This is a genomic window from Acidovorax soli (genome assembly GCF_014207955.1).
GTDB classification, from domain to species: Bacteria; Pseudomonadota; Gammaproteobacteria; order Burkholderiales; family Burkholderiaceae_C; genus Acidovorax; species Acidovorax soli_A.
The window spans coordinates 417927-437502 of record NZ_JACHLK010000003.1; the positions used below are offsets into that span (position 1 = coordinate 417927).

At 63.7% G+C, this 19576-nt stretch carries 13 protein-coding genes; 9 read left to right on the forward strand and 4 right to left on the reverse strand.

What is annotated here, in order from left to right; translation table 11 throughout:
* Positions 1 to 5: 5 nt before the first annotated feature.
* From HNP48_RS10600 to HNP48_RS10615, 4 genes are all read left to right on the forward strand, one after another.
* A complete protein-coding gene (locus HNP48_RS10600; RefSeq protein WP_184856876.1) occupies positions 6 to 710 on the forward strand; it encodes a PspA/IM30 family protein in 705 nt (234 codons plus the stop codon).
* Positions 711 to 749: 39 nt separating this feature from the next.
* Positions 750 to 2579, forward strand: a complete 1830-nt coding sequence (locus tag HNP48_RS35650; RefSeq protein WP_184856877.1) for an AAA family ATPase — start codon at positions 750 to 752, stop codon at positions 2577 to 2579.
* A 4-nt stretch (positions 2580 to 2583) separates the two neighbouring features.
* On the forward strand, positions 2584 to 2904 hold the full coding sequence (locus tag HNP48_RS10610; protein WP_184856878.1) for a DUF6471 domain-containing protein: 321 nt from the start codon (positions 2584 to 2586) through the stop codon (positions 2902 to 2904).
* 236 nt (positions 2905 to 3140) lie between these two features.
* Positions 3141 to 5447: an NADP-dependent malic enzyme gene (locus tag HNP48_RS10615; protein ID WP_184856879.1), complete on the forward strand. Its 2307-nt coding sequence runs from the start codon at positions 3141 to 3143 to the stop codon at positions 5445 to 5447.
* A 215-nt stretch (positions 5448 to 5662) separates the two neighbouring features.
* On the opposite strand, the gene HNP48_RS10620 is transcribed toward HNP48_RS10615, so the two are convergent.
* The gene (locus HNP48_RS10620) at positions 5663 to 6481 is read right to left on the reverse strand and encodes an HDOD domain-containing protein (RefSeq protein ID WP_184856880.1); all 819 of its coding nucleotides are present in this window, start codon (positions 6479 to 6481) and stop codon (positions 5663 to 5665) included.
* Positions 6482 to 6795: 314 nt separating this feature from the next.
* On the opposite strand from HNP48_RS10620, the gene HNP48_RS10625 reads away from it, so the two are divergent.
* From HNP48_RS10625 to HNP48_RS10645, 5 genes are all read left to right on the forward strand, one after another.
* Positions 6796 to 7830: an ABC transporter substrate-binding protein gene (locus HNP48_RS10625; RefSeq protein ID WP_184856881.1), complete on the forward strand. Its 1035-nt coding sequence runs from the start codon at positions 6796 to 6798 to the stop codon at positions 7828 to 7830.
* A gap of 134 nt (positions 7831 to 7964) precedes the next feature.
* Positions 7965 to 8789, forward strand: coding sequence for an ABC transporter ATP-binding protein (locus HNP48_RS10630; RefSeq protein ID WP_184856882.1), 825 nt, complete (start codon positions 7965 to 7967; stop codon positions 8787 to 8789).
* A gap of 19 nt (positions 8790 to 8808) precedes the next feature.
* Complete coding sequence (locus HNP48_RS10635) at positions 8809 to 9576, forward strand: ABC transporter permease (RefSeq protein WP_184856883.1); 768 nt, start codon at positions 8809 to 8811, stop codon at positions 9574 to 9576.
* 10 nt (positions 9577 to 9586) lie between these two features.
* Positions 9587 to 10057 carry a nucleoside deaminase gene (locus tag HNP48_RS10640; RefSeq protein ID WP_221480163.1) on the forward strand — a complete coding sequence of 157 codons (471 nt, stop codon included), beginning with the start codon at positions 9587 to 9589 and terminating at the stop codon, positions 10055 to 10057.
* Between the two features lie 87 nt (positions 10058 to 10144).
* The gene (locus HNP48_RS10645; RefSeq protein ID WP_184856885.1) at positions 10145 to 11191 is read left to right on the forward strand and encodes a patatin-like phospholipase family protein; all 1047 of its coding nucleotides are present in this window, start codon (positions 10145 to 10147) and stop codon (positions 11189 to 11191) included.
* A 291-nt stretch (positions 11192 to 11482) separates the two neighbouring features.
* On the opposite strand, the gene HNP48_RS10650 is transcribed toward HNP48_RS10645, so the two are convergent.
* The 3 genes from HNP48_RS10650 to HNP48_RS10660 form a co-directional block, all read right to left on the reverse strand.
* Positions 11483 to 13012, reverse strand: a complete 1530-nt coding sequence (locus HNP48_RS10650; RefSeq protein ID WP_184856886.1) for a hypothetical protein — start codon at positions 13010 to 13012, stop codon at positions 11483 to 11485.
* Entirely contained in the window at positions 13009 to 17853 is a 4845-nt protein-coding gene (locus HNP48_RS10655) for an ATP-binding protein (protein ID WP_184856887.1), read from the reverse strand. The genes HNP48_RS10650 and HNP48_RS10655 overlap by 4 nt, the downstream gene beginning before the upstream one ends.
* 768 nt (positions 17854 to 18621) lie before the next feature.
* Positions 18622 to 19575, reverse strand: a complete 954-nt coding sequence (locus HNP48_RS10660) for a sugar kinase (protein ID WP_184856888.1) — start codon at positions 19573 to 19575, stop codon at positions 18622 to 18624.
* Position 19576: the final 1 nt, after the last annotated feature.

Here is a 19576-nt window from a genome sequence, read left to right on the forward strand (position 1 = left end):
GCACCATGGCTTCTTCCAACTTCTTCGGCCGCATCGGCAACCTGTTCTCGGGCTTTTTGTCGCTGTTCGTCTCGGGCATCGAGAAGAACAACCCCGAAATCGCCTACGAGAACTCCATCAACAGCATGAAGGCCAACTACGACCGCCTGAAGACGGCGGCGGGCGCCATCATCCGCCAGCGTGACGACGTGACCACGCGCCTGCACAACGCCAAGCAGAAGCAGGCCCAGCTCGAAGCCAACCTGCAGCAGGCCATGGACACCAACCAGGACGACCTGGCCGTGAGCATTCTGCAGATGAAGAACGACAACGACCAGGCGGTGACCGAGCTCACGGCCGAAGCCGAGACGGCCATGGCCGAGGCCGAGAAGATCAAGGACGCGCTCTTGGAGATGAAGAGCGAGATCAAGCGCGTGGAAGAAGAGCGCGACCGCAACCTGGCCAAGCTGGCCGGCGCCAAGGCCAAGATCCAGATTCACAACCAGCTCGAAGGCCTGTCCATCGACGCCGAGATCCGCGCGCTGGACAACGTGCGCGGCCACATCGCCAACGTGATCTCCGAAGCCAACCTGGGCGACGAGCTGCGCGGCGCCGACCTCGATGTGCGCATGAAGAGCCTGCAAAAGGGCGCCTCGCGCGCCACGGCCGAGGCGCAGCTGGCGCAGCTCAAGGCTGCACGCGCCCAGGGCGGCGCGGCCAAGCAGATGTAACAAGCCCGCAGAGCAGCTCCACCGTCGCCAAGGAACCCCGTGAGCACACCCTCTCCCTCCGCAGCGCCTGTCGCCACGCCCGCCTGGGTCGACACCGTGCGCCGGCGCTACCTGAGCGGCGATGCATCGGTCTTCGTGCTGTACCGCAACATCTACGACCGCATCCTGATGGATGGCAAGTTCGTGGAGCTGGAGCAGTACCTGTTCCGCTCGCTGCTCGAGGGCAAGAAAAAGCGCGTGCTCTCGCACAGCATTGCCTCGGGCACGAGCGCGCTGGCGGGCCGGGCCTTCGACGCCGAGGCCGAGCCCCTGGAGGGCATCGAGCAGGCACTGATGCACGAGAGCGGCACGGCCGTGGTGATCCACTACGCGGGCTCCCTCTTCCCTGCGGGCGACCCGGGCATGATGACCATGCACGACCGCCAGGCGATCGCCAAGCTGCACCGCTGGTCGCTGAGCCCGCAGATCGGCGACAGCGACAACGTGGTCTTCCTGCTGGTCGAATCGCTGACCGAGCTGAATGCACAGATCCTCTCGAACCCGCGCATCGCCACGGTCGAGATCCCCATGCCCGGCCAGGCCGAGCGCGAGACCACCATCCGCATGGCCGACAGTTCGCTGCACGCCGACCAGGTCACGCGGCTGGCGCAGCAGGCCTCGGGCCTGCGCCTGGTGCAGCTGTTCGGCCTGCTGGGCAACGACGCCAATGCGCAGGCGCCCAACGATGCCGAGCGCGAGGCGCTGATCCAGGAGCTGATCGCCGGCACCGAGGACGCCGAGGCGCGCGCCAAGCAGTTGACCAAGCTCACCAGCGGCCAGACCAATGAGCAGATACGCCACCTGCTGCAGCCGGGCAGCAAGGCGCCGGCCAAGGGCAACAATGCCTTCGAGGAGATCGCCGCGCTGCTGCGCACGCGCAAGCGCGAGCTGGTGACACAGGAATGCTTTGGCCTGATCGAGTTCGTCGAGCCCAAGATGGGCCTGGAAGGCGTGGGCGGCATGACCATGGTCAAGGCCGAGCTGGCCGCCATTGCCGCCGCCGTGCGCTCGGGTACCGTGGCGCGCATCCCCATGGGCATTCTGGTCGTGGGGCCCATGGGCTCGGGCAAGACCTTCGTCACCAAGGCCTTCGTGCGCGAGGCCGGCATACCGGCGGTGATGCTCAAGAACATCCGCTCCAAGTGGGTGGGTGCCACCGAAAGCAACCTGGAGAAGGTGCTGGCCATGGTCAAGGCCATGGGGCCCATTGCGCTCATCATCGACGAAGGCGACCGCAGCCTGGGCGGTGAGGGCGACGAGGACGGCGGCACCTCGTCGCGCGTGACGGCGCGGCTCAAGGAGTTCATGTCGGACACCGACAACCGCGGCCAGGTGCTGTTCATCATGATGACCAACCGGCCCGACAAGCTCGACGCCGACATGAAGCGGCCCGGCCGCTTCGACACCAAGATCCCGCTGTTCTTCCCTGAAAACGGTGCCGAGCGCGCGAACATCGTGCGCGTGATCTTGAAGCGCTTTGGCAAGGCGGTGGAGCCGCTGTCGCAGCAGGAGCAGGACGATGGCGCCGATGAAGCCTGGATGGAGGCCGCGCTCGAAGACACCGAGTTCTCCAACGCCGAGCTGGAGGCACTGACCCTGCTGTCCATCGACCTGGCCGAGCGCGGCGATGGCCGGCTCACGCGCGAGGTGTTTTTGCAGGCCGCGGTGGACTACATGCCCACGCGTGACACGCTGATGATCGAGTACATGGAGCTGTTGGCCATCTCCGAGGCCTCGCGCCGCAGCCTGCTGCCCGAGAAGTTCAAGCACCGCACCACCGACGAACTGCACGCCGAGATGAAGCGCGTGCGCGCCCAGCTGCGCCTGTGACGCCATGCGCAGCGACGGCGCCCCCGATGTCCACGCCCTGGCCAAGGACCAGGTGCGCCGGGCCCTGACCGCCGCCAAGAACGGCAAGCACTGGGGCTGGCAGGAGGTCTCGGAGCTGCTCACCGAACTGGGCATCGACCAGACCGCCAACAACCTGACCACCAAGCAAAGCCGGGGCGCCTTCAAGGCCGCCGACTTTCTGCTGTTGCTGCGCAGCATGGGCGTGACCCAGCTGGACCTGTCGCAGCTGGAGATCCCCGGCCTGGCGCCGGCCACCCGCAAGGTGGAAGCCAACAAAAAGGCACGACTGACCAAACCTGGATAAGCCTATTGGCTTTCCGAAAAGGAAGACAATCCGGCTTTTGCCATGCACCGGGGCCCACCGCCCCCCGCCTCACCTGCCCCACCGGGCAAGGCCAGGCCTCCACCCCCAAACCATGGCACCCATGGCATCCGGGTTGGATCCCATGCAATCAACGCATTAACCCTCACTCCGACAGCTCTCTCCTTGGAGTAAGCTCATTTTCGGCATTTGCTGAGAATCTCCTGCAGGATTTCCGTATGACACAGAACCTTTCCGCCGCCGAAGAGGCATTGCGCGACGCGGCCCGTGAATACCACCGCAACCCCAGCCGGGGCAAGATTGCGGTCACCCCCACCAAGCCCCTGTCCAACCAGCGCGACCTGTCGCTGGCCTACTCGCCCGGCGTGGCCTACCCCTGCCTGGACATCCAGGCCGACCCCTCCAAGGCGTTCGACTTCACCTCGCGCGGCAACCTGGTCGGCGTGGTCACCAACGGCACGGCCGTGCTGGGCCTGGGCGACATCGGCCCGCTGGCGAGCAAGCCGGTGATGGAAGGCAAGGGCTGCCTGTTCAAGAAGTTCGCGGGCGTGGACGTGTTCGACATCGAACTGGCCGAGCGCGACCCCGACAAGCTGGTGGACATCATCGCCTCGCTGGAGCCCACGCTGGGCGGCATCAACCTCGAAGACATCAAGGCGCCCGAGTGCTTCTACATCGAGAAGAAGCTGTCGGACCGGCTGAACATCCCCGTCTTCCACGACGACCAGCACGGCACGGCCATCATCTCCAGCGCCGCGCTGCTCAACGGCCTGGAGCTGGTGCGCAAGGACATCGGCGCGGTAAAGATCGCCGTCTCGGGCGCGGGCGCCGCGGCCATTGCCTGCGTGGACGTGATGGTGGGCCTGGGCGTGAAGCGCGAAAACGTCTACATGGTCGACTCCAAGGGCGTGATCTATGACGGCCGCCCCGGCGGGCTCGACGCCTCCAAGCAGCGCTATGCGCAAAAGACCGAGGCACGCACCCTGGCCGACGTGGTCAACGGTGCCGACGTGTTCCTGGGCTGCTCGGCCGCCGGCGTGCTCACGGCCGAGATGGTCAAGACCATGGGCACCAAGCCCATCATCCTGGCACTGGCCAACCCCGAACCCGAGATCCGCCCCGAGCTGGCCAAGGCCGTGCGGCCGGACTGCATCATCGCCACGGGCCGCTCGGACTACCCGAACCAGGTCAACAACGTCCTGTGCTTCCCCTACATCTTCCGTGGCGCACTGGACTGCGGCGCGACCAAGATCACCGAGGCCATGAAGCTGGCCTGCGTGCGCCAGATCGCCGACCTGGCCAAGGCCGACATCAGCGAAGAAGTGGCCAGCGCCTATGCGGGCAAGGAACTCACCTTCGGCCCCGACTACCTGATCCCCACGCCCTTCGACTCGCGCCTGATCCTGAAGATCGCGCCCGCCGTGGCCAAGGCGGCGGCCGAATCGGGCGTGGCCACGCGCCCCATCACCGACATGGAGGCCTACAAGGAGGCCCTGTCGCGCTTCGTCTACCAGACCGGCATGCTGATGCGCCCCGTGATCAACGCGGCCAAGACCCTGCCCGAAGGCAGCAAGCGCGTGGCCTACGCCGATGGCGAAGACGAGCGCGCGCTGCGTGCCGCGCAGATGGCCATTGACGACAAGATCGCCCAGCCCATCCTCATCGGCCGCCCCGCCGTGATCGCCGCCCGCATCGAAAAAGCCGGTCTGCGCATGCAGCTGGGCAAGGACGTGGAGGTCTGCAACCCCGAGGACGATCCGCGCTTCCGCCAGTACTGGGAGCACTACCACGGCCTCATGAAGCGCAATGGTGCCACGCCCGAAGTGGCCAAGGCCGCGGTGCGCCGCTCCAACACCATCATCGCCTCGCTGATGGTGGCACTGGGCGATGCCGACGCCATGATCTGCGGCCTGGTGGGCACCTACGAAACGCACCTGGAGCGCATCCACAGCATCCTGGGCCGCCAGGAGGGCGTGAACGACTACGCCGCGCTCAACGCGCTGATGACCAACCGCGGCACGCTGTTCATCGCCGACACCTATGTGAACGAAGACCCCACGGCGCAGCAGCTGGCTGACATCGCCTGGATGTCGGTGCAGGAAGTGCAGCGCTTCGGCCTGCCGGCCAAGGTGGCCTTCCTGTCGCATTCGAGCTATGGCTCGTCCAAGCGCGCCTCGGCCCGCAAGATGCGCGAAGCACGCGACCTGTTCGTGGCCGCCCACCCCGAGATCGAGTGCGACGGCGAGCTGCACGGCGACGCCGCGCTGGAGCCCAACATCCGCAATGCCTACATGGCGGATTCCACGCTCACCGACTCGGCCAACCTGCTGATCTGCCCCAACCTGGATGCCGCCAACATCCTGTACAACGTGCTCAAGACCACCACCAGCGGTGGCGTGACCGTGGGCCCCATCCTCATGGGTGGCGCCGCCACGGCCTACATCCTGACCCCCGCGGCCACGGTGCGCCGGGTGTTCAACATGACCGCCCTGGCCGTCGCCAGCGCGGCCACGCGCGCACGCTGATCTGCGACAGCGCCCACAAAAAAGAGGCCCTCGGGCCTCTTTTTCGTTTCAGTCATTCACAGGGCTGCGCGCCACCCACACCGCACGAAACTGGCGCTGCCCAGGCCAGTGCCCCCGTGCAAGGGCCGCCCCGCCGCACTGGGGGCGTCCCCCTCCCGACTCGCGCAGCGAGTCGAGAGAGGGGTGAAGGCGCGAAGCGACTCAGGGGGTGTTTTTCAACGTACCGAAACGTCTACATAGTTGGCCACAGGCGGCAGGTGCTCGATGAGCCAGTCGGCATCGAGCTGCAGGGCCTTGGTCACATCGGCCGGCAGGCTGGCGATGGTGTCGGCGGGCGATTTGGGCTCTTCGAGCCCGATCTCGGCCAGCAAGGTGGCCACGTGCAGGATGCCGCCCAGCCGGCAGAACGGGGTGGAGGCGACAGGGTCCTCGGCCGTCTCCAGCGCGCGCACGATGGTGTCGGGGAAACGCCAGCGCCGCGCCAGCTCGCCGGTGACCTGCGCCTCGGTAAAGCCCAGCAGCGAGCGCTCGCGCTCCCAGCGGCCGCCCGCGTGGTGCGGCAGCTGTTCGATGGCGGGGATCTGCTCGGGCATCTTCTGCGCAATGATGAGTTCGCCCAGGCGCACCAGAAAGCCCGCGAGCCACGACTCCTGCACGTCCGACCCCAGCGTGCGCGCCAGCCACTGCGAGTAGCCGGCAATGGCCATGCTCTCCTTCCAGAAGGCGTCGGCATCCACGCCCGCCGCGTCCTTGAACACGCCGGACATGCACGACGCCAAGGCCAACGTGCGCACCTGGTTCAGGCCCACCATGGTGATGGCGTCGTCGAGCGAGGCCACCTGGCGCGGCAGGCCGAAGCGCGCGCTGTTGGCCAGGCGGATCAGCTTGGCCGTGAGGGCCGGGTCTTTGGAGATGGCCCCGCGCACCTTCTCGAAGGGGATGTCGTCCTCCTTCATGGTGGCGATCAGCTCGCGCGCCACGTCGGGGATGGTGGGCAGCTGCACGTTTTCGAAGAATTCCTGGATATTCGCCATGAGATCCTCCCTTGACCATGGGGTATGAATGGACTTTCGTTGTACCACCGGCACGCTTTTGCGGGGGCAGGTTTTTTCCCAATCCCGCACCCCTGTGGTGAATACGTGGTGTGCCACGGTGGCATACACGCCTGGTGCACCATTTCGGGAAAACCTGCAGTCCGGCATGCACCAATGTGGCGAACAATAGTCCACAAAACGGCCCCGTGAGTCTGAAACCGGGCATCGTTTTTGCTGATTCCCCTGCATGGCACAGCGGCGGTGCTTGCGCACCGCCCCGCCGTCCTCTGCCACCCACTGACAGGAACCCAAGCATGAACAAACGTACCCTCCTGCAAGCCGCTGTGCTGCTGGCCGCCGCTGGCGGTTTCTCCCTGGCTGCCCAGGCTCAGGCCACCACGCCCATCAAGTTCCAGCTCGACTGGCGCTTCGAAGGCCCCGCCGCCCTGTTCCTGCAGCCCGTGGCCAAGGGCTACTTCAAGGCCGCCGGCCTGGACGTGACGGTGGACGCCGGCAACGGCTCGGGCGGCGCCGTGCAGCGCGTGGCCTCGGGCACCTACGACATGGGCTTTGCCGACCTGGCCGCGGTGATGGAATTCCACGCCAACAACCCCGACGCGCAGAACAAGCCTGTGGCGGTGATGATGGTATACAACAACACGCCCGCCTCGGTCATGGCGCTCAAGAAGAGCGGCATCACCAAGCCGGCCGACCTGGCAGGCAAGAAGCTGGGCGCCCCGGTGTTCGACGCCGGCCGCCGCGCCTTCCCCATCTTCCAGAAGGCCAACAGCGTGGGCAACGTGCAGTGGACCGCCATGGACCCGCCACTGCGCGAAACCATGCTGGTGCGCGGCGATGTGGACGCCATCACCGGCTTCACTTTCACCTCGCTGCTGAACCTGGAGGCACGCGGCGCCAAGGCCACCGACGTGGTGGTGCTGCCCTACGCCGACTTCGGCGTGAAGCTGTACGGCAACGTGATCATCGCCTCGCCCAAGCTCATCAAGGAGAACCCCGAGGCGATCAAGTCCTTCCTCAAGGCCTTCACCAAGGGCGCCAAGGAAGTCATGGCCAACCCCGCTGCCTCCATCGAGCATGTGAAGGCGCGCGATGGCATCGTCAACGTGCCGCTGGAAACGCGCCGCCTGCAACTGGCCATCGACACCGTGATCAACAGCCCCGACGCGCGCGCCGAAGGCTTTGGCAAGGCCGTGCCTGGCCGCCTGTCGCTGATGGCATCGCAGGTGTCCGACGCCTTCAACACCAAGACCCGTGTGAAGGCCGACGACGTGTGGACCGACAGCTTTTTGCCCCCCGCAGCCGAGCTGAACATCCTGCCGAAAAAGTGATTGGTTGATGGACCTCCACGGCCAGCGGCGGCAAGCCGCTGCTGCTGGCCGAAGCCTTGCATTCCCCTAGAACCGCCTGCCCTGCCCGCCTTGACTGATGGGCAGGCAGGCCCAGCCCACAAGAACACCACCCAATGACGGCTGCCGATTCCTATTTCGTGGACTTCCGCGATGTCTGGCTCGCGTACAACGAAGAGCTGCTCGCCAAGAACCACTTTGCCGTCGAGGCCATCGACCTGCAGATCCGCCAGGGCGAGTTCATCGCCATCGTGGGCCCGTCGGGCTGCGGCAAATCGACCTTCATGAAGCTGGCCACGGGCCTGAAGATGCCCTCGATGGGCAAGATTCTGATCGACAGCAAGCCCGTGACCGGGCCGCTCAAGATCTCGGGCATGGCCTTCCAGGCGCCCTCGCTGCTGCCCTGGCGCACCACGGTGGACAACGTGCTGCTGCCGCTGGAGATCGTGGAGCCCCACCGCAGCCAGTTCAAGCAAAAGCGCAAGGAATACGAGGCCCGCGCCCGCGCCCTGCTGCAGAAGGTGGGCCTGGGCGGGTACGAAGACAAGTTCCCCTGGCAGCTGTCGGGCGGCATGCAGCAGCGCGCCAGCATCTGCCGCGCGCTGATCCACGAGCCCAAGATGCTGCTGCTGGACGAGCCCTTTGGTGCGCTCGATGCCTTCACGCGCGAAGAACTCTGGTGCATTCTGCGCGACCTGCAGGCCGAGCAGAAATTCAACGTGATTCTGGTGACGCACGACCTGCGCGAATCGGTCTTTCTGGCCGACACGGTGTACGTGATGAGCAAGAGCCCCGGCCGCTTCGTGGTGCGCCGCGACATCGAGCTGCCCCGCCCGCGCGACCTGGAGATCACCTACACCAAGGAGTTCACCGACATCGTGCACGAGCTGCGCGGACACATTGGCGCCATGCGCAAGAGCGGCGCGCCCATCCAGCAATAGACAAGCATCCAGAAACACCATGCACAAGAAAACTGCGGAACGCTGGTCCCCCTGGATCCTGCTCGTCGCCATTGTCTTGCTGTGGCAGATCATCTGCTCGGCGTTCAATGTGTCGGAATTCATCTTCCCCAGCCCCTGGGCCATCGGCTCGCAGCTGGTGGAGTTTGGCGGCGTCATCGCCGGCCATGCCTGGCGCACCTTCTGGGTCACCATGGCGGGCTTTGGCCTGGCCATCGTGGTGGGTGTGCTGCTGGGCTTTTTGATCGGATCATCGCGCCTGGCGTATGCCGCCGTGTACCCGCTGATGACGGCCTTCAACGCCCTGCCCAAGGCCGCCTTCGTGCCCATTCTGGTGGTGTGGTTCGGCATTGGCGTGGGGCCGGCCATTCTCACGGCTTTTCTCATCAGCTTCTTCCCGATCATGGTGAACATCGCCACCGGCCTGGCCACGCTGGAGCCCGAGCTGGAAGACGTGCTGCGCGTGCTGGGCGCCAAGCGCTGGGACGTGCTCACCAAGGTGGGCCTGCCGCGCTCCATGCCGTATTTCTACGGCTCGCTCAAGGTGGCCATTACCCTGGCCTTTGTGGGCACCACCGTGTCGGAGATGACCGCCGCGAACGAGGGCATCGGCTACCTGCTGATCAGCGCGGGCTCGTCCATGCAGATGGGCCTGGCCTTTGCCGGCCTGATGGTGGTGGGCGCCATGGCCATGGTGATGTACGAGCTGTTCAGCTGGGTCGAGAAACGCACCACCGGCTGGGCCCACCGTGGATCCCAGGGTGAATAACCCCGCGCCGTTGGGCGAAGCCCAAACCGCCACCCTGCTGCGCCGCGCCAACGCCGTGGCGCAGCGCGCCATGGGCATGGGCCGCCACCCTTTCGGCGCCCTGCTGGTGGCGCCCGATGGCGAAACCGTGCTGGCCGAGCAGGGCAACATCGACACCGTGAACCATGCCGAGAGCACGCTGGCGCGCACGGCAGCGGCCAACTACCCCGGGGCCTACCTGGCGCAGTGCACGCTGGTGACCACCTTCGAGCCCTGCGCCATGTGCGCCGGCACCATCTACTGGGCCGGCATCGGCCGCGTGCTGTACGGCGCCGAGGAATCGGCCCTGAAGGCACTGACCGGCGACCACCCCGAGAACCCCACGCTGGACCTGCCCTGCCGCACGGTATTTGCCGCCGGCCAGCGCGCCACCGAGGTGCTGGGCCCCGTGCCGGCGCTGGAAGACGAGATCACGGCACTGCATAAAGACTTCTGGCGCTGAGCCAAGCCGCGCCGGCCAACCCTGGCGGCAACGCCGGAAAGCACCCGCCGATATACTCGCCGCCCTGTAACCACAGGATCTTTCGGCATGCGCCAGCACACCTTTCTGCGCCCCCTGGCGCTTGCACTCGCCGTGGCAGGCCTGTCCGCATGCGGGGGCGGCACGGCCCCCAACCAACCCGCAGCAGCGCCTGCAACCCCCACCACCCCAGCCGCAGCGCCCGCCCCCATCAAGGTCGGCATTGCCCTGGGCGGCGGCGCAGCCAAGGGCTTTGCGCACATCGGTGTGATCAAGATGCTGGAGGCCAATGGCTATGCCCCCGCCGTCGTCTCGGGCACCAGCGCGGGCGCCGTGGTGGGTGCGCTGTACGCCAGCGGCATGAACGCCTTTGACATGCAGGAAAAGGCCGTGGCGCTGGACGAAGCCAAGATCCGCGACCTGCAACTCTCGTCCGGCGGGCTGGTGGTGGGCAAGAAGCTCGAGGACTACGTCAACGAACAGGTGGGCCGCAAGACCCTGGAGCAGATGGCCAAGCCCTTCGTGGCCGTGGCCACGCGCCTGGAGGATGGTGAGCGCACCGTGTTCGCCCGCGGCAACACCGGCCAGGCCGTGCGCGCATCGAGCAGCGTGCCGGGTGTGTTCCAGCCCGTCACCATTGGCAAGTACCACTTTGTGGACGGCGGCATCGTGAGCCCCGTGCCCGTGGACGCCGCGCGCCAGCTGGGCGCCGACGTGGTGGTGGCCGTGGACATCTCGAACAAGGCCCGTGGCAAAACCCCCGGCGACATGCTGGGCACCCTGGGCCAGTCCATCGCCATCATGGGCCAGAAGCTGGGCGAGGCCGAACTGGCCCGCGCCGACGTGGTGATCCGCCCCCAGGTGCTGGACATCGGCCCCGCCGATTTCGCCCAGCGCGCCAGCGCCATTCTGGAAGGCGAAAAGGCCGCCTTGGCCGCCATGCCGCAGATCCGCGAACGGATAGCTCAGCTGCAGGCCGAGCGTGCGCGTGCTGCGCAACTGGCGCAGGAGAAGGTGCGGGAGGCGGAGTACAAGGCGTGTTTGGAGAAGCGGTCGAGTTTGCAGAAGTTGGCTGGGATGGCGGGGATGGGGGAAGGGTGTGTGGGGGCTAGGTAGCTTGGGGCGTGCGGAATACCACGGCTGGAGCGATGTGGCGCTAATCTCCAACAACACGCTTGCGGTAAGAGGACTAATTTCTACGCAACGTTCTGAATACCTGCTTTGCAGCGTCTTCCTACCCTCGGTACTTCGCGGTGTACGTCGCTAGACGGAAGCAAGCAGTCATTCAGCTCGACGACTCCGACCTGCATTAATGTCAAAGGTAGAGGGTGTACCAACAGCAGGATGCGCGCTAGCCGCAGGCTGGTGGAGTCCCCGGCGGACGTGGGACGATGACGATCGATAACCCTACAACGCGGCCGGCCCCAGCACTGCAACCGTGCTCAGCTGAATCGCCGGACAAGGGAGGGGCGACCGATCGCTTCCCCAACACACTTGCTCGAACACACAAGCCCGACAGCACAGATGAGTCTCGATGCCATCCAGTTGACAGCGATGATCACGCACTGCCCGATGATCTCCATGGGCGCAGTGCCGGACCTGAGCGTCTTGCGTGAAGGACTCGGATGTATATGACATTGGAACCTGGTCGGAGGTCACGCCACCATCCTTTGCCGTGCGCCAAAGGTGATATGTGCATTCAGGGCCTAGCGGTTCATTGAGCTTGTAGAACCACGCCTCGCCCGTGACGATCACAAACTCACTCTCTACTCCCACCTCGCCGGTAGTATCAACGAAGCGCTTCACTTGGGGATCGGCACCAGAACGCGCCGCACTAGAGCCCGCTTCGACCGTCACTCGCTCGCGCATCAATGTGTCAGTTGGAGAAGTAGCCAGGCCAGCAAAGGCGACCAGCGACTTTGACGTCGCAGCGGCCCCTATCACGCTGCGCATTCGCGACTCCAAGGCACTGCCTTTCACCTGTATAGCCTGAAGAAGATAGCTGATGTCATCGACATCCATCTTCTCCTCGACTGCGGGTGTGTCGTAGTCAACGACCACAAACACTCGCCCTCCGGTTTCAATCGCTAGCGCGGGATAAATGGATCGGGTGGGGTATGACCGCTTTCTGGCACCACTCTTGGTGGTGGCCACAAGCACCGCTCGGAGGTATCCATCTACATGGTCGCTCTGCATCCAGCGAAGCGCATCCGCCACCGAGGTTGTGAGCGGAATGTCGTCTACCAGGCATCGCCGATGAAGCAATAAGTAGATTTGCTCGACTTCCGTCTGCATGCTCTCCATGCTGGAAAAGAAGTGAATGCTGTTTGCATCCGGCAAACCGTCGGCGACAAAAGTTGCCATGGGATCATCGAAGACCACCAGCCACTTTCCGGTTGTAATGACGACACGGCGAAGGGTGGACCTTCCGGCAGCGTCAAGAGACTGGACATAGGTTCGAAGGTCCTCGAGGTAGCCTCGCCATTCCGCCGTGACGCCGGACGAGCCGGTTGCCCCCTTCTTGATCGCAATTTCCTTCGCGAGGAGCCTCGCCGTCTCCAACGAACTTAGGACCGCGCCCTTCCTCGGTTTAGGGGCGTCTATATCGGCGCCCTTTGCTTCCACGATTAGGACCGGTGCGCGAACACTACCAGCAAATCCAAGATAGTCGAAGTACAGCGGATCGCCTGTGCTCGACGATGATCGAGCCTCTTCTCGAATCGCCGTCGGATCATCAGCATCCCAGCCTAAAGCGCGCAGAAATCCATCGACAAGAAAGCGCCGTGTCCTTCTCTCCAGAAGGCCGTTCGCCTGGGCTGATGCGCCTTGTTGAGCAAGAGCAAGTTCTTCGCGAAGAACTTGCTCTTGCCGGTTGAATGCGCCAAAGCAATCAGCAAGTGCCCTTCCTACTCGCTGTATTTCGGCAAGGGCGCTCATCGCAACAGATCCGGCAGTTCATACAGCAGACGCAGCGCTTCCGGTGCACCGGCCCGGGAGAACAATTCAAGCACCTTCACCAACTGTTCTCGCCGCGCGTTGTCGGCAAACACTGATCGGTAGTCGGCCAAGTACATCTGCACCAGGCGGACCAGCGCGGTCTCGGCAAGACTTTCGAACTGATATCCGTCGCCAGCGGCTGGCCCAATCAGTAACGCCGCGACTCGATCGAAGACTGCTTCCGGCGCAGCTTCCGCCAGGAACTCATACAACTCGACCAAGTGATAGACGATCAAGGAGATTCCTGTGTCCCCGATCTTTTGAAGTATGTCGCCATACTCAGCGATAAACTCGGCCTTACGATGCCGATCACTCAAGCTGTTAGAGGAATTCGAGTTGCCGCGAGTCGCAGAAGAAGCACCGGAACCGAAATAAAGCTGATTTGCCGCCTGCTCAAGTTGCCGACCGCTGCGACGGTAGAGTGGCACACCAAGTTCCTTTTGGCCTTCACGAAGCAAAGCATCTGCCTCGTTCAGACTGGCGATCTCGGCATCTACGATCGCAGCGAGAAGTTCTCGCGATCTGTTCTGAATCGCCGCGGCGCGGTCTACCTCGATCCTTTCGTCCCATTTCAGGAACAGCGGCGCTCTAAGTTCAGAGATCAGCCGTCCCACGAATCTGTGGCCGACCGTAAGATTGGCGATCCAGCCATCTATCCATTGCTTCGCAGTGGCATGACCTCCGCCTAACCACAAGTGAGCGGCTATACCCGCAACCGCTTCCGCGAGTTCGCTCCGCCCTTCTTCCCTTGCTATCGCATTTTCCTCGGCCGCTCTGAGAACCTTGGAGACGATGGAAGCACATCGCTCCTGTTCCGCACCGATCATCCGCCTCATCGGCCCACCGACAAAGAACGCAAGAACTTCGGGATGGTCTTCGTGCTCGGCTACGTAATCCATTAGCTCCCACATCGTGGGCCTTGCCACGTCCCATAGCGTGTTCAGCGCGCAGCTAATCTGGTGGCGAACGGTCGGGACAGGATCCCTAAGCATCTTGCGGAACCTTGGCTCGAAGGCGGCGTCCAGCCCCTTACGTGCCAGCGCCATGTAGCCTTGAGCGGCGTACACGCGAACATCCCAGTTCCCCCAGCCCATGGTTCCTGTATGTTCGCCTGAAGCTTCCGGGTACGGATTCTCCGACAAGCGATCCAGCAACGCCAGCAGCTCATCCCTTGACGGATTTCCTTCTGCTCCTGGCTTGTAAGCGTCGCTCTCGGCAATCTGCACAGCGCCGTTGCTCACATAGCCCCAAGCCGCATGAAGAGTCTCAGCCTTTGCCGTGACACCGGCTTGCTGGTCGATCAGTGTGACAACGTTCTGTATGTGCGCCCACATCGTTGTGACACCTGCCTGATCGGTACTTTCGCCGTTGGCCTTAAGACGCTGCTTCAGCAATCGTACCGCTTCCATAACTGTCCCATCTGGGCCAGCGTGTGTGTCAACTCCTTGACTGCGCAACAGAGAGTCAACGATGTCTTCATCGCTGCCTGACCATCCAGTCGATATCGATATGTATGCAGGGTTACCGGTGAGATCTCCCTGCTCTGCCAGCTCAGCCTGATACGCGGCAAGATCCGGCACAAGCAGGTTGCTAGGCTCGACTAATGACAGGAGTCGCCGCGCGCGGTACTCCCATTGCTTCTTTGTATCTTCATCCGAACTTCGGACTCGCTCAAGAAGCCGCCTCTCAAACAAAACTCGCTGATCCGCAGACCTCGTGGGCAGAGCAGCTGCGATGTAGGCGATGGCGTCACGCGACAGATGCCAGCTAAGCAAGACTTCATCGTCTGTCGCGATAGGCCACAGCCTTTCGTCAGCAACGCCCAGGCGCTCAGCGGCAATCCCGAACAAGCGCGCAACGACCGAAGAAGATACCGGCGCGCCAATAGCAGCATCAGTGCAACGGCGGAAGTCGTCGTCAGGGCAGGCCCGAAGGTAGTCTGTGAGCACCCTCAGCGCACTCCTCTCGGTGCTCTCATGCCTCTCTGGTTCTCGCCACTCTTCCATCGAGAAACTGTCCTCGATGATGGTGATCGCGTCTGTGGCCCCTTGCACTGTCACACGCGTCAATCCATCTTTTTCGCCCCCCTGTTCTTCCGCTGTCAGTCCAATGGCGCAGCTACTCACCGCCCGAGTAGCGTGCTCCGGGGAGGCCTCCAGGAATTCCGGCAAAACTTGCTCTAGGTGCCAGCGAGCATGTTCATAGTCCTGCTTGTGATTTGATACAAGCGGCAGGATTTTGCTCGGGCTGCCGCCGAGAAAGGTGTCGCCCTCCTGCGGGGACTCTTTGCCAAATAGTCTGGCATAGATTCGTTCCACAAATGCCGGTGCGGTACACAGCATGTAGCGCGCGCCTTCGGCAAGCCAGGGTGCCTCCTGTGATGCGTGGGTGGAGAAGTGAGGCTCGGAGATTACGCGTTCCAAGAGCCTTTCCGAAGCTGCGGGATCGGATTCAAATGCGCGAGCTACGAATCGGATTGCGTTGCTCGAGTATCCCGACTGACTCTCGTCAGACCAGATCGTTGCGAGCATCGCGCGCGCAGCAGCACCGAAGGCAGCAGCGAAGCCTGCGTCATCGAAGTTGCCTTTCTCCATCAGAGTCAACAGAAGGATTCGTACCCCGTCGAGGTGCTCCTTAGCGCCAGTCAATGCCGCGCCGCGCGCGGCCTCTGCCCAGGCGAGCATTGCGACGTCCGCATTGGTGTGCGCGAGAAGACCTACTCTCACAAACCTCGACGCTCTTGAAAGCACATGCCCCGCCTGAGCCCGACGACTGCGGTCGCCCATGATGGCCAAGAGTGGCTGCACGTCTTCGAGCGTCTGCACACTGTCGACTACTGTCCGAAGGGCAATGCTGCCTAGCACGGGGTCCATGTCATCGCGAGAAGCCAGGTCTGCGGCTAGCTGCCATGCGGCCCCCTTGCCTGCTATCCCTGTTTCCCACTTGTCCATCATGGCGAACCGAAAGCCTGGACCGAGTAGTAAACCGATAGCCGGCTGCCCAGCAACCTGCGCCGTGAGCGCGGCTGCGTCATCCAAGTCAAGGTAGAAGCGACCGACAGCATGGTCAAACAGGACATGGTGCGCAAAAGAGACTCGGTCATGCGGCGCCTGCACGAGAACTCCGGTAGCGATGGCTTCATCCAGTGCATCGTTCTGGATTCGGTCCTGCCGAACCACCAGGCGTTCTTGCCGCGCCATCTCGCCCACTACCTCCTTTGCCGCGCGTCGCAATCGATGATTGCTGAGCCGCTCATCCTCGTATCGCGAAATCAGCTGGCTCTGACTGATGACTCCTTGAATTGCCTCAGGTGCCAAGCCTCCCGTGACCAGCTCGGCGGCCAGTGATAGATTGAAAACGTTTCTCAGCAATTCCCGAATGGATGCGGGCGCCGCGGATAGCAGTCGGCCAAGTGTGGGGTTCGCCTCGCCAATGAAGGTCAGTTCGGAATCGACGAGCCGCGGAATCGAGAAATGGCGGACGGACTCAAGGCCGGGCTCGGCATATTCGTCATCCGGGGGCGTTCCCTGCATAAGCGCACGCAAGCGCTTCCCGTGCAGCAGATCAAATGTGCGGATAGAGGCAACAACGGACCATCGCTCACCGAGCTTGTTAACTACGCCTTCGATCAGTCTTGCAAAGACTGCCTCAGATGCACCGCCTCTTGATGCATCCAGCGCGTCGATCACCAAGACAGCCGGTGAGGTTCCGGGCCATGCGCCCAGCACATCAAGAAGGTCGTTCTCGATGTCTAGCGCTCGTCGAAGCGCGAGGGCGTCCGTGGTTGCGGCTAGGTCATCTACCGAAAGGAACACCGTTGGCGCTCCGCTGGCAAACAACTCCCTCGCGTAGCGCACCAAGACACCGGTCTTTCCTGCACCTGGCTCACCGACAACCAACAGGCTTCCGTTGGCGATGGCGTCGTCTAAAGCCTCCAGACACTTACGTGGAATCTCGGCATCGCCCGCCAGCATGGCATGCCGCTTCAGCCGTGCCAGCTCTGCCGCGGTCCATTGCCGAAGCCGTCCGATGTCAGCATCGTACCCGGGCGACTGTCGGTCTTCGACTCCCGCCTTCCGAACGGAACGAAGCCAGCCCTCTCTGTCGGAGGGCGCCCCTTTTCGGATCAGGTCGTGGGCGATGCGCTCGAGTTCCACCATCGCGGTCTCGCTGGTTACTGCGTCCCCGTAGAGCCCACCTTGCAACCTCGCCGCCGCCTCGCGCCAATCCGCCCCACCTGGTTCGATTTCAAAACGCACCAAGCGGAACATGCGGGCCATGCCTGCCAGTACCGCGTCCGACAGCGGATCGACCGACGCATTTGCCCATGAACGCGTGGCATGCTGACGGAAGATATCGAGCGCGCCGCGTTCACTTTTATTGACCTGTTCGTAGACCTCTGCCCAGGTGCCGCCAACATCAAACATTCGGCAGGCCCGATGTAGATCATCAAGCGACGCTGGCGCACTCTTCGATACGGCCAGCACGCCCGTTGCGACCTCCCGCATAGCCGACACGGTCCGATACAGACCCGTCAGCTGCTTGATTACGGATGCCAGTGCCGACTCGTCGGCACTTGATAGCGCTACGTTGGTTTTGCACTGGACACTGACCAGACTTCCATCTGAGAGTTGAACTTCGATGTCATCGAGATTCCGGCCCGTCTCAAACTGAAGACGTTCTACTACGGCGTCTCTTCTCTGCCCGAACCGAGTACCGATGGGTGTTCGGCTGAGCAGATGAGCAGCGAACCATACGCTGACACCAGCCTGAAAGCTCATTCCAGCCTGAGTAGCGCGCCCACCAGCGACTGGCGATAAAGACGACATCTCTTAGTTCCCTCTAGAGGCGGTCATCAGGCCACTACCTCGATGCCGCGCTTCCTCACCAAGTGCAGGAGCTTGAGCGCAGTACCCGTGGGCTTCTTCTGACCAATATCCTACTTATGCCCTGTTAGGCGATGTCCTACAGTCTGTTGAACGCGTGAGCTGAAGGTGGACGTTCCTCCTGCCTGGATGAGCGCATCCAAGGCCTTTTGCAACCAAAGAAGGGAACCACCGAGATGAAGTCTCGCACGAAGCCCGCGCTGCGGGCGCTGCCAACTGCTCAAGTGTATATCTCGTTGCCTGGTTGCCTGTGCAGGACGTTCTGCGCAACGTACACCACTCCTTTCTGGGCCAGCGCACCGATGCGGGTCAGAAGGTGCTGGGCGCCTTGATGCAGGCTGACCGTGTTGCGCTGTGCGGCCTCAAGGGCTTGCCGGATGCCACGCGGCGTGCGATGCCCGGCGGTAGCATCGCCAGCCAGATCGTGCTGGACGGCCGGCACATCGCTGTGCGCCGACTGCGGGGGCGCTCAAGGGGGATGGTGAATTGGCTTTGCCCAGCGTCGAGTGGGCAGCCAGCTGCAACTCGCTGGATGCCGCCACGCTTGAACCAGCACGCCTTCTAACCCGGCGAACGACAACTTGGACGCCAAGCAGCCGTTTGGAGAAGCGAACTCGAATGTCCGCCGTCTCTAGCCGTCACTCACCCTGGCCAGCTCCCACCTCACCCCAACTCCGCCCTCGTAGGCAATCCATCCGCATCCCCCGGAAACTGCACCACGCGCGCGCCAATCGCGTTGCCACGGGCCGCCGCCTGGGCCAGGGTGAAGCCTTCGAGCAGGCCACTGACGACACCCACCGCAAACCCATCACCAGCGCCCACGGTATCCACCACGCGCTCTACACGCAGGCCGGGGGCGATGCCCGATGCGCCGTCGCGCTGGGCGTAGTACGCCCCTTCAGGGCCGAGCTTGACGACGACCTGTTTGGCGCCGCGCTCCAAGTAAAAAGCGGCAATGTCTTCGGCCGTGTGGCGGCCGGTGAGCTGGCGGCCTTCGGCCAGGCCGGGGAGCACGGTGTCGCTGAGCGCGGCCACGGCGTTGATGCATTCGGCCATGGCCTCGGGCGAGGGCCACAGGCGGGGGCGCAGGTTGGGGTCGAACGAGATGGAGGCGCCGGCCGCGCGGGCCTGCTTTGCCAGGTGAAAGGCCAGCTCGCGCGTGGTGGGTGACAGCGCGGGGGTGATGCCGGTGAGGTGCAGGTGGCGTGCGGGGAAGGCCCCTACGGGTGCATCGGCCACGCTGAGGTGGCTGGCGGCCGAGCCCTTGCGGAAGTATTCGATCTGCGGGTCGCTGCCGTCGTCTGCACGGGTCTTGAGCATGAAGCCCGTGGGGTGGGCTGCGTCGGCCACCACGTAGCGGGCGTCGATGCCTTCGTGCGCGAGCACGCCGCGCAGGAAGTTGCCGAACGAATCATTGCCCAGGCGTGTGATGTAGCCGGTGCGCAGGCCCAGGCGGGCCAGGCCGGTGGCGACGTTCAGCTCAGCCCCGGCGGCGACGCGGCGGAAGTCGGGCACGGCGTGCAGCTCGCCGGGCTGCAGGGCCATGAACAGGGCCATGGGCTCGCCGACGGTGAGCGCGTCGAGGGGCGGCAGGTCTTGCTGGGTAGTCGTCGTCATC